The sequence below is a fragment of the Paenarthrobacter sp. TAF1 genome, assembly GCF_052113825.1.
In the GTDB taxonomy this organism is placed as follows: Bacteria; Actinomycetota; Actinomycetes; order Actinomycetales; family Micrococcaceae; genus Arthrobacter; species Arthrobacter nicotinovorans.
Genome location: NZ_JBFRDO010000017.1, coordinates 95,623 through 105,024, shown reverse-complemented (window position 1 = coordinate 105,024; position 9,402 = coordinate 95,623). Strand labels below are relative to the sequence as shown.

Genomic DNA, 9,402 nt, shown 5'->3' with positions numbered 1-9,402 from the left:
CATTCGATACTTTCGACCCAGTCCTCCCAAGCGGCGGAGTCGAAGGGGCGTCCGTCGCTCGTCAGGCCAGTGTCTCCCAACAGAGTTATTAGGTCGTCGCCAGCACCACGACGTGCGTACGCCCACACAAAGTCGGACATCACGAGAAAACAGTCTTCGGTCGAGAGGATGGGATCTAAGGGAGTCGAGCTATCTGGGAACAACGTTCAGTCCTCCGCTATTGATCTCGGCACCGTTGCGAACCTCTGTCAGGCAGAGCTGGGGCAGTTATCGAACTGACCCGGCTCGTGTCCGCCTGGAAGTGGTTTCTATCTAATTACTATTGTGTGGTCCCTGCACGTGTCAGGAGGTGAAGGGCTCGGCGAAGCAGTCGATAGAGCGGGCACGTCGACAGCTGACTGAGAGTAAGCGGAAGGGGTCGGCGTAGGCGCTTCACAAGCTGGTTCAACTGGTTGCGCGCAAGCAGGAATATATAGCATTCCGACACAGAGAATTAAAGTGCCTAGAACGCGACGACGCCGATTACCCATTGTTTCCCCCAACGATTAGGGAAACCTAGCAGGGAACGGTGCCCCCGGCAACCATGCCGACTTGGAACCTGAATGAAATGGTGTCCCAGTTCCAAGGAAGTGGAACACTCGACTGCAAGGACGCACCAGGACATCTGTAGGCCTTCTAACTGGTCCCGGGGGCGGGCGGCGGCCGCGGTCACTAGGTGGGCCGCCTGGAACAGCCCTGTGACATCGGGGCCGCAGACTGCACATGCGCGTCCGTACCGTTTATAGACGTCGAAAGCGAAACGGGACTGGTTGGGACGGTTCTTGCGCCGGCTGTAGATTTCGTGCGTTTCGTTGTCGGCGAGCTGGAAGAGGGGCTTAAGGCTGCCTTTTCGCAAGGCTGGGCTCACTGACTACGTACTCTCCTTCAAGTGAGCGGCCGCGTGGACTCACGCTACTGAGGGCGTTTTAGTCTCAGTAAAGCGAAAAGGGTCGCATTCCCGGCTAAGACGGGCCAGGCTGATCGAGCACGTTAGTCTTTGAAGATGAGAAGTTTAGAGCGCGGCATCTTCCTAAACGGAACGGTTGGAGTTGGCAAGACCACGGTTGCACATTGCATCGGCGACGCACTCGAAGAGATTGGAATTGCGCATGCCGTCATTGATCTGGACGCCATACGATGCGCTTGGCCTGCACCTGTCGGGGATAAGTTCAACCACGAGATCGAGCTCATCAACTTGGCGTCTCTGGTCAAGAATTATGCCAACGCAGGTATTGAAACCTTCGTGCTGGCCGGCGTTATTGAGGATGCCAAAGAGATTAGGCGCTACCGCCATGCTTTGGGAGGCAAGCCATTGGATATCTGCCGTATAACGGCTTCTGAAGCTATTCTCAGGGAGCGTCTGACGGGTCGTCACAAGAATGATCCACACGGGCTGCGGTGGCACCTTGACCGTGCCGGAGAGTTGGATGACATTCTGACTGAACGATCCTTAGATGACTTTGTTGTCAGCTCGTCGGGAAGGTCAGCAGAGTCGGTGGCTCAGGACATCCTAAAATCGGTCTTCGAGCATGCTGCCGAGGAGCGCAGGGCCACCGGAGCGTAGCAGTTGTACCTCCGATGCAGACTCCGCAGGTGGGTCTTCCGGGCCTTGGAGGATTTCGGCTGGTTACCCCCCGAAGCCGACCCTTTGCCTTCACCACAACCATCCTTCCCTTGTTTCTGCACCGATGTGGGCGGCTTCGAAGTCGGCAACCATGCCTAAGTGTGAGGTCCAGGGACGCTGGTTCACCCCCGCGACCAATGGCCGCGTGTCGATTTAGGGGACGTATCTGTCCATACCGCTCACTGTGGATTGTTGTAGAGTTTGGGACATGAGTCCCGTGTCAGACGAGTCAGGGGTTGTCGGTCACACCGCCAGCCCCTTGAACCACTAGGTACGACGCCCACGGTCTGTGTGGGCGCATGTCTGGCGTACCCGGGGCGCTGGCCGTGGTGACAAGAAGAACCATTTCTTGATCTCACACCCCGGAGTACTCGATGTCTTTTGCTCTCTACATGCTTGCCCTGGCGGTCTTCGTCATGGGCACTTCAGAATTCATGCTCGCGGGATTGCTCCCTGCGATCGCGCCCGAACTTGACGTCTCGGTCGGCACTGCGGGCCTGCTGACGTCCGCCTTCGCGGGCGGTATGGTCATCGGCGCGCCAGTGATGGCGGCATTCGCTCGCCGTTGGCCACCTCGGCTCACGTTGATAGTCTGCCTTCTCGTTTTCGGAGGAAGCCACGTTATCGGAGCGATGACACCCGTGTTCTCGCTCCTCCTCATCACCCGGGTGCTCAGCGCTCTTGCAAACACCGGATTCCTCGCCGTAGCACTGAGCACGGCCACTACTCTCGTGCCAGCGAACCAGAAGGGACGTGCACTGTCGATCCTGCTCTCCGGCACGACGATCGCAACCGTCGCGGGCGTCCCCGCTGGGGCACTGCTCGGCACAGCGCTGGGCTGGCGAACGACGTTCTGGGCGATCGCAATCCTCTGTATTCCGGCGGTCTTCGGAGTCATTCGTGGAGTCACGAACAATGCCGGTCAGACCGCTACTAGCGCGTCCTCGCCAAGGCTCCGAGCTGAGCTCAGCCAGTTGGCAACGCCGCGGCTCATCCTGGCCATGGCACTTGGAGCGCTGATCAACGGAGGGACCTTTGCGGCATTCACCTTCCTCGCGCCCGTCGTGACCGAGACCGCGGGCTTGGCTGACGGGTGGGTGTCCGTCGCGCTGGTGATGTTCGGCATCGGATCGTTCCTTGGCGTCACGATCGCAGGACGACTATCAGATCAACGCCCCGGCGTCGTGCTCGCAGTCGGCGGACCGTTGTTGCTGACAGGCTGGATCGTGTTGGCAGTGGTCGCCACCCATCCCGTTGCGCTTATCGTCCTCATCCTTATTCAGGGCTTCCTGTCGTTCGGCGTTGGCAGCACCCTGATCACGCGTGTGCTGTATGCAGCGTCGGGTGCGCCAACGATGGGCGGTTCGTACGCAACCGCAGCATTGAATATCGGAGCTGCCGCGGGGTCCGTGCTTGGCGCGTTCGGGCTCGCGACCGGGCTGGGCTTGCTCGCTCCGGTATGGGTCGCCTCGGCGCTGACAGCTATCGCTCTCGTCACCATGCTTCTCACAGGGCGCGCGCTCACAAAGACAGCTGCGGAGGCGAATCGATGACCCATCCGAATGCGCTTCTCACTCCTCGCACCCGTCTCCGGTTAGCCCGTCTGTTTGTCGAGGACCGCTATCCGGCCGCGATCGCCGCGAAGATGTTCATGGTCTCTCCGATCACTGCCCGGAAGAAGGCCGTCGCGGGAAGATGGCAAGCCGCAACCTAAGGCCTCGGAGCTTTCCTTCTTGTAAGTGGTAAACCCGGACGTGGCCGTTGGAGGAACACGGCACCAATGCTCAAGGCCCCCAGGCTCAGGTGCCGAGGGCGGTCGCGTCATTGGGATGTGCGAGATGCCGTCTTCAAGGAACGATTCCCCTGAGCGTAGGAAGCCAGAAGATCCCGAACTATCTATTCACGACGAAGGAACCACTGTTGGGCTTTGCCGGCCTATACGAGTTCTGGCCTGACCCCGCGCTGACCGAGGATGACCCCGAACTGTGGTTGTTGACTTGCACGGTCCTGACCACGACAACCCAGGGCGCTTTGGGCCACGTCCGTGGCTGTTCCCGGGTCATCATCCCCAAAGATCGTTTCGCGGAATGGCTCGACCCGGCCTGACCGATAAGGCCGAAGTCCAGCAACTGTTGGATTCCTTGCCGGAACCAACGCTGCCGCCCCGGATTGTCAGCACCCGCGTGAACGGCGTCCGTAACAACGGACCCGAGTTGATTCAACCAACCGAGTAGGGCGCCCGCGGGGTTGGGCATCATGAAAGAGGATCACGCATGGCAGTAAAATTCGAAGTGTACAAAGACAAGCCCGGAGGTTCCTGTTCCGGCTGAAGGCTGGCAACGGTGAACTCATTGCCAGCAGTGAGTCTTACACCAAAGCCGCTGCCCTGAATGGCATTGATTCGGTGAAGAACAACGCCGGGTCCAACGTTGCGGACCTGACCGGCCCTTAGCTCACGCGATCCGCTGAGTATCGAACGCGAGGCCCCAGCAAACTCAGAGGAAAAGGCATGCTCGCAGGGCTCGCACCCCTTCTGGGCATCCACTCCGCAAGCTCCGTGGCTGACTGCTGGCCCGGTCCCGCCGTCGCAGAGCGCCGCCGCGCCCGGGCCTGTGTGTCTACGACGATGCTCCTATAGCCGTCAAATCACCTGAGCGACTTGTTTGACTGAGGGTTCGAGGAGGGGCGGGGTCTTGTGGATGGTTTCAGTGGCGAGGCGGATGCGTTGGGCTCCGCAAGGGCAGGAGTCGTAGTGGATGATGCCTTCGCTGGTGCGGTGTGATGAGCACTGGTACCAGTGATGGTTTGCTGCGTCTGAGTGCGTTTCCTCGTTCATGACTCCAGCGTGCGGTAATGGATTAGTACAGTTCAACCATTACATTGTCTATTGGTTGACGAGCGTCAGGATCGCGGGCAGGGTCGCGACGGCCAGGCCGCTTTGCGCACCCGTAATCGAGGCCATGAGGCAAGTATCGCCGCCCAATCTGCTGGCCAGGACGTAGCGGGGATGGCACAGATCAGCACGATGCTGGTCAGTGTTGCGCCGCTGGCGCCGAGCGGGATGGCGATGGCGATGGCGGCTGCAGCGAAGGGCAGCACGAGGAGTTTGAGGACCGCGGCGAGTCCGACGTCGATCGCGTCACGTTTGCGGAAACTGAAGTGGAGGGCGCCTCCCGCGATGAGGGTGCCGCAGGCCAGTGCCGGGGCGACCAGCATCGTCAACGTTGCGGAGAGGAATCCGGGCAGGGGAAGGCCGGTAAGGTTCAGGGCGAGTCCGATCGCGCAGCCCTGGATCAGAGGGTTTTCAAGGAACTCACGCCAGAGCGGAACGCGGCGGGGTGAGGCGGACTTATCGCCATAGGCAGCAAGGGTGCTGACGCAGATGGCGTTCACTAGAGGGACCCCTACGGCGCTGGCCAGGGCAAAGGTCGCGACGCCTTGGTGGCCATGCAGTGCCGTGGCGAAGATCAGCCCGATGTAGGTGTTGATGCGCACCGCTCTCTGCGCCAGTGAGGTCAGTTGGGGGCCATTCGCGCGCAAGGGGCGACGCAGCACGATGACCAGGCCGGCGACCGCGGTGATCGGCACCGCGAGGCTCAGCAGCAGCGGCCCGACCGGGACATCGTCAGGTCAGTGCCCGCGATCGACGTGATGAACAGCGTCGGGGTGAAAACGCGGTAGCTCATCCATTCCAGTCCCCGCCAGAAGCCGGGGTCGGTCAGGAAGCGGTGCCGCAGCAGCGCTCTCGCGGCAAGGAGGAGGACAATCGGGACGATTGAAGTGGTCACTAGAAGCATGCAATAGACCATGATGCAATGGGTTAGTGCAGTTCAACCATGACAATATGACCGGTCCGTTGCTCGCGGCCGACCTTGTTAATCTCGCCAGCAGCGGTCCGTGGGCGGCTGCGGAGGCCCGTGCGATCCTGGACCGGCACGAGATCCGCCGGTCCGCGTTGAACCGTGAGTCGTCCGAACAGCTGCGCCAGTGGTCGTCACGGTTGCGGTCTGCCTTTGAACCGGCCAACGTTGACGCCAGGTGCGCCGCGATAAACGAACTCCTGGAAGCAGGCACCTCCCGGGCTTACCTGACTACCCATGACCAGCTCCGGCCGCACTTGCATTTCGCATCGGACGATGACGATGTCGTGGCACGAGTGCAGGCAGTAACGGCCGGAGGTCTTGCGATCTTCGCTGTCGAGTCCGACGGCGGTCGGCTGGGGATCTGTGCCCGAGCCGGATGTGGAACAGCATTCGTGGACACGAGCCGCAACGGCCTTCGGGCCTTTTGCTCCGCCCGCTGCGGCAACAACGATGCGGTCCAACGCCATCGGGAAGCCGTGTCCAGATCCAAGAAAGAACTATACGGTCCAGGAAATCGCTGAGACGCTCGGCGCCTCTCGCGGAACCATCTACCGGCATCTGAGCCCTGGTACCGGCGGCAGCTGACCAACCCATCCCAGAGGTGCGAGACTGCCGGCGCGGCAGCCCGCACCGGGAATACGTCCTCGCTGCGCTCGGGCTGTAGAGAAGTCCTTCTTGTCTTTGGCTGCTGTCCTTCAGATTGTACGTGTCCGCTCCGGCCCGTCTAGCCCCTCCTTCGTCGGGGCCTGCGTGCCGTGAAATTCCCTGCGGCGCTCCTGCGTCGCTTATTTCCTCCGGGAATTTCCCACACCTTGCCCAATGGGTAGACAGGCCTCCGTCGGGCACAGCTCCGCAAGCTTCGCCAGCAGCCAAAACAACGGTAGGGGAAAGGGGAGCTGCCCACTCACCACGAGTGCCCCACCCACCGAATCCTCAGCAAAGGACTTGTATCTTGACCAACGAACTCCGCATCAGCAGCCCTGCCGATATCCTCAGCTTCGTCCCTCATACCCTCGGGTTCGCACCCCGGGAATCCTTCGTGTTCATCACTATGCGTGGGAACATGCTCGGCGCGACACTGGGTGTCGACGCCCCCACGGGCACCAACACGGCAGGGTTCGCCCGGGCCATGGCCGACTACCTCGCACTGGACACAGTGGCGAACGCCGCCGTGCTGGCCGTTTACACCGACCAGCCCGCCGCTGACGGTACGCCCCGCCCGTTCAACGAGCACATCGAGGCGATCGTCGAAACCCTCGACGCCTCAGGTGTGCCGCTCAAAGACGCATGGCTGGTCACTTCCGAGCACTGGAAGAACCTGCTGTGCGATGACCTGAGGTGCTGCCCCATCGAATCCTTGGACTCGATCACGGACGGGCACCTGAACGCTGAAATGATGGTTCGTGGCGGGGCCGTTATCTCAGTGGGAACCAAGGAGCGGCTTCAGCTTGGTTTCGTGCGCACTAAATTACCAACTCGCAATTCACCAAGGTGTCCAAGCCACATCACATAGCTTCAACGCCAGCCGGCGGGGGTTCCGAACGTGAACGAACGACCGAGACTGGTCGTCTGCTAGGTGGAGCCACACCTTGCCGGTACGTGATACCTAGCGTCCTTATTCTCGACAGCTAACCTAATTGGAGAAAATTCATGACCACGTCTGCCCAGGCCCTCATGACGTCGCACGACCGTCTTCTCGGTCTACAGCACCGGAAGACCGCTATCATTCTCGGTGTCATTAGCTTGTTTTTTCTTGGCATTCCGCTGGGTGTTTTAGCGTTCGTTAATGCGCGAAAGGCAGAGGCCCATGGTGTCAAGGCCACAGCAGGAAAAGTGTTAGGCGTGATCGGGTTCGTCACTGGAGCAATCGTCCTGGGTATCTTCGTTTTCGCAAGATAGCGCCCTACCGATGCCTGCGACAGAAGCCTAAACGTCTCAATCAGGGAAGAGCGGACGCACACGGATTCCGCCGGGGCAGCTATGCTCGCGAGCCTGCGGCGTGATAAGGCGAGATATATATTCAGGTGCAACGAGTGGTCGCTTCGCCGAATGTGAGAGGAACGCCAGTGGGCGAAAAGCTGCATCTTGAAACTGACAGAGCGGACTACGGAGTGTTGCCCGACGTCCATGCATCGCACATGTTTGTTGTTCCTGATGGAGCGACGAGATTCAGGCGGTATTGCCTGGGCTTCATCTATCTGATTTTTGGGCTGTCCACGACCTGGATGACCGTCGTGAATACGGTTCAGGTCAACGGCCAACTCCTTGAGCACCAGGCTTCGGGAACGCATGTACCTGGCGGTTGGATAGCTTCCCTTGTAGCCGTGATCGCTGGATTCGGGGTGTTGGCCTTCGCGGGCCTTTTCATTGGGATTTGGAATCTACGCGGGCTAGGGACAATGAGTCCGGCACCGCTGGTTGCTGCCATCGTCTACTCGTCGATGTCCATCGCGATGATGGCAATGTTCCTCAACGAATATGGCCCCACGCTCAGCTTGGTACTTGTGCATGCCCTGGTGATCTTCATGACGGGCAGGATGCTTCGTCAAGAAGGCGTCAAAACCCTTAGGGACCTTCGCCGTTGAATCGGTTGAATGCCACTACCTCGGATCGGAGGAGAGGTTCAGGGTATGAGCAGGTTCGTAGTCCGATGGAAGTTGGGGGTTTGGGAGGAAGTGAGTTGGTAGCGCGAAGGAAAGTTCTCGCCGGAGCGGCTCTGGCCTTGGTCTTGGCACTTACAGGCTGCTATTTCCCCTATGGAGTGGAAGTCAGCCCGGCCGATGTAGAGGGCGCCTGGGTGGCGGCAGGCCCGCAAGGGCAGGTGGCGAAACTTGTCTTCTTGCCTGACGGCACCTATTCCGGAACGAACGTTCCAATTGGCCTCTCCCACGGAGATCCGGAAATCCCTCCGTCCGGATCACCTGACTGGAGCTCAACGAGTCCGATCACAGGTAGTTGGAAAACTGACTGGAAGGAGAAAGGGGAACAGATGTATATCGTGATCTCAATTCAAGGTGTCATCTCTTCCACTCAGCTTTCCATTAGGGAGGGTCCAAGGGGCCGCCTTGTCTGGTATATCGGCGATCCCGACAGCGACAGAATGGTCTCTTTTAGAAAGGAGGGCGGGCTCGACGCTACCGCCCAGGCGCGGTCGTCCTGATGAGGCACTTCCAAACAGAGGCGCCCGGATCCAGCCAGGGGCCGTTCTCCGCATTGCGGGAAGCGGACTAAGACATACCCCAGCAACGTTCTTCCGTACCTACCATTTTTGTCGTCCCCGCGCGATCACCGACCGACGCCTCGGACCCCTCTAGCCATGCCGCTCTATGGTGTGACCCCCTTTCAAGCGGTGGCTCGATTTTTCTTGAAGTTTGCGGTCTTTTCTGGCCGGGCAAGCCGGAGCGAGTTCTGGTGGTGGGTCCTGGCGCAGACGGTTGTCTTTAACATTCTCCGGTTCATCCAATGGGCGGATACTACCGATTCCGGACTCATGGGACCGGTCGCTGCTGTAGCCTCATTCCTGGTCTGGTCGATGCCCTCTGTCTTTCTTTTCCCGAACATCGCGCTTATGGTTTGGCGCCTCCACGATGTCAACGAAAGTGGTTGGTTCGGTCTCTTTGTCTTGATCCCAGTGCTGGGTTTGATTCCGGTTTTGTTCATGAATGCAAAGAAGTCCGATCCACGGGGGCAACGCTTTGATGTGCGGGTAGCTTCAACACAGAACCAACAGCAACCCGTCAATTAGGGAGGGCCTTTTGGGTTTTGGGATGGCGGTTCTCTTCTCTGCTGCCCGTCCTGTAAGCCGATCCTTTACCGGACGATGGTTGAGCAGCCGAGGAAGCACGGAAGAACCGTGGTGCAGCTGTCATGCTCGGT

General features: G+C 59.8%; 13 protein-coding genes and 1 pseudogene. 11 read left to right on the top strand and 3 right to left on the bottom strand.

The genetic code is table 11. From position 1 onward, the window contains the following. Window positions 1-1,042 precede the first annotated feature (1,042 nt). The 6 genes and pseudogenes from AB4Y81_RS18175 to AB4Y81_RS18150 all read left to right on the top strand — a co-directional run bounded on the left by AB4Y81_RS18175 (window position 1,043) and on the right by AB4Y81_RS18150 (window position 4,115). Window positions 1,043-1,603 (top strand): AAA family ATPase, encoded by a 561-nt coding sequence (locus AB4Y81_RS18175; protein WP_018780253.1) that lies wholly within the window; start codon window positions 1,043-1,045, stop codon window positions 1,601-1,603. 359 nt (window positions 1,604-1,962) lie between these two features. Next, on the top strand, window positions 1,963-2,016 hold the full coding sequence (locus AB4Y81_RS18170) for a chloramphenicol resistance leader peptide (RefSeq protein WP_011113070.1): 54 nt from the start codon (window positions 1,963-1,965) through the stop codon (window positions 2,014-2,016). 21 nt (window positions 2,017-2,037) lie between these two features. Beyond that, window positions 2,038-3,216 carry a Cmx/CmrA family chloramphenicol efflux MFS transporter gene (locus AB4Y81_RS18165; protein WP_018780254.1) on the top strand — a complete coding sequence of 393 codons (1,179 nt, stop codon included), beginning with the start codon at window positions 2,038-2,040 and terminating at the stop codon, window positions 3,214-3,216. After that, window positions 3,213-3,365, top strand: a pseudogene (locus tag AB4Y81_RS18160) (IS481 family transposase); the annotation flags it as partial. The gene AB4Y81_RS18165 and the pseudogene AB4Y81_RS18160, both read left to right, overlap by 4 nt. A 218-nt stretch (window positions 3,366-3,583) precedes the next feature. Further along, window positions 3,584-3,769 (top strand): SOS response-associated peptidase family protein, encoded by a 186-nt coding sequence (locus AB4Y81_RS18155; RefSeq protein WP_231375307.1) that lies wholly within the window; start codon window positions 3,584-3,586, stop codon window positions 3,767-3,769. Between the two features lie 160 nt (window positions 3,770-3,929). Continuing rightward, a complete protein-coding gene (locus tag AB4Y81_RS18150) occupies window positions 3,930-4,115 on the top strand; it encodes a YegP family protein (protein WP_441996388.1) in 186 nt (61 codons plus the stop codon). Window positions 4,116-4,304: 189 nt separating this feature from the next. Here the strand turns inward: AB4Y81_RS18150 and AB4Y81_RS18145 are convergent, their stop codons facing one another. The 3 genes from AB4Y81_RS18145 to AB4Y81_RS18135 all read right to left on the bottom strand — a co-directional run bounded on the left by AB4Y81_RS18145 (window position 4,305) and on the right by AB4Y81_RS18135 (window position 5,451). Further along, window positions 4,305-4,499, bottom strand: coding sequence for a hypothetical protein (locus tag AB4Y81_RS18145; protein ID WP_018780256.1), 195 nt, complete (start codon window positions 4,497-4,499; stop codon window positions 4,305-4,307). 65 nt (window positions 4,500-4,564) lie between these two features. Then, on the bottom strand, window positions 4,565-5,251 hold the full coding sequence (locus AB4Y81_RS18140) for a hypothetical protein (protein ID WP_196802811.1): 687 nt from the start codon (window positions 5,249-5,251) through the stop codon (window positions 4,565-4,567). Window positions 5,252-5,259: 8 nt separating this feature from the next. Continuing rightward, window positions 5,260-5,451 (bottom strand): hypothetical protein, encoded by a 192-nt coding sequence (locus tag AB4Y81_RS18135; protein ID WP_441996387.1) that lies wholly within the window; start codon window positions 5,449-5,451, stop codon window positions 5,260-5,262. Between the two features lie 56 nt (window positions 5,452-5,507). Here AB4Y81_RS18135 and AB4Y81_RS18130 point away from each other — a divergent pair, with 56 nt between their 5' ends. The 5 genes from AB4Y81_RS18130 to AB4Y81_RS18110 all read left to right on the top strand — a co-directional run bounded on the left by AB4Y81_RS18130 (window position 5,508) and on the right by AB4Y81_RS18110 (window position 9,271). Beyond that, window positions 5,508-6,047, top strand: coding sequence for a CGNR zinc finger domain-containing protein (locus AB4Y81_RS18130; RefSeq protein ID WP_196802812.1), 540 nt, complete (start codon window positions 5,508-5,510; stop codon window positions 6,045-6,047). A 431-nt stretch (window positions 6,048-6,478) separates the two neighbouring features. Next, entirely contained in the window at window positions 6,479-7,039 is a 561-nt protein-coding gene (locus tag AB4Y81_RS18125) for a DUF4192 family protein (protein WP_018780259.1), read from the top strand. Between the two features lie 137 nt (window positions 7,040-7,176). Continuing rightward, complete coding sequence (locus AB4Y81_RS18120) at window positions 7,177-7,425, top strand: hypothetical protein (RefSeq protein WP_018780260.1); 249 nt, start codon at window positions 7,177-7,179, stop codon at window positions 7,423-7,425. A 167-nt stretch (window positions 7,426-7,592) separates the two neighbouring features. Continuing rightward, window positions 7,593-8,111 carry a hypothetical protein gene (locus tag AB4Y81_RS18115; RefSeq protein WP_018780261.1) on the top strand — a complete coding sequence of 173 codons (519 nt, stop codon included), beginning with the start codon at window positions 7,593-7,595 and terminating at the stop codon, window positions 8,109-8,111. A gap of 731 nt (window positions 8,112-8,842) precedes the next feature. Then, window positions 8,843-9,271 (top strand): DUF805 domain-containing protein, encoded by a 429-nt coding sequence (locus AB4Y81_RS18110; protein ID WP_018780263.1) that lies wholly within the window; start codon window positions 8,843-8,845, stop codon window positions 9,269-9,271. Window positions 9,272-9,402 lie beyond the last annotated feature (131 nt).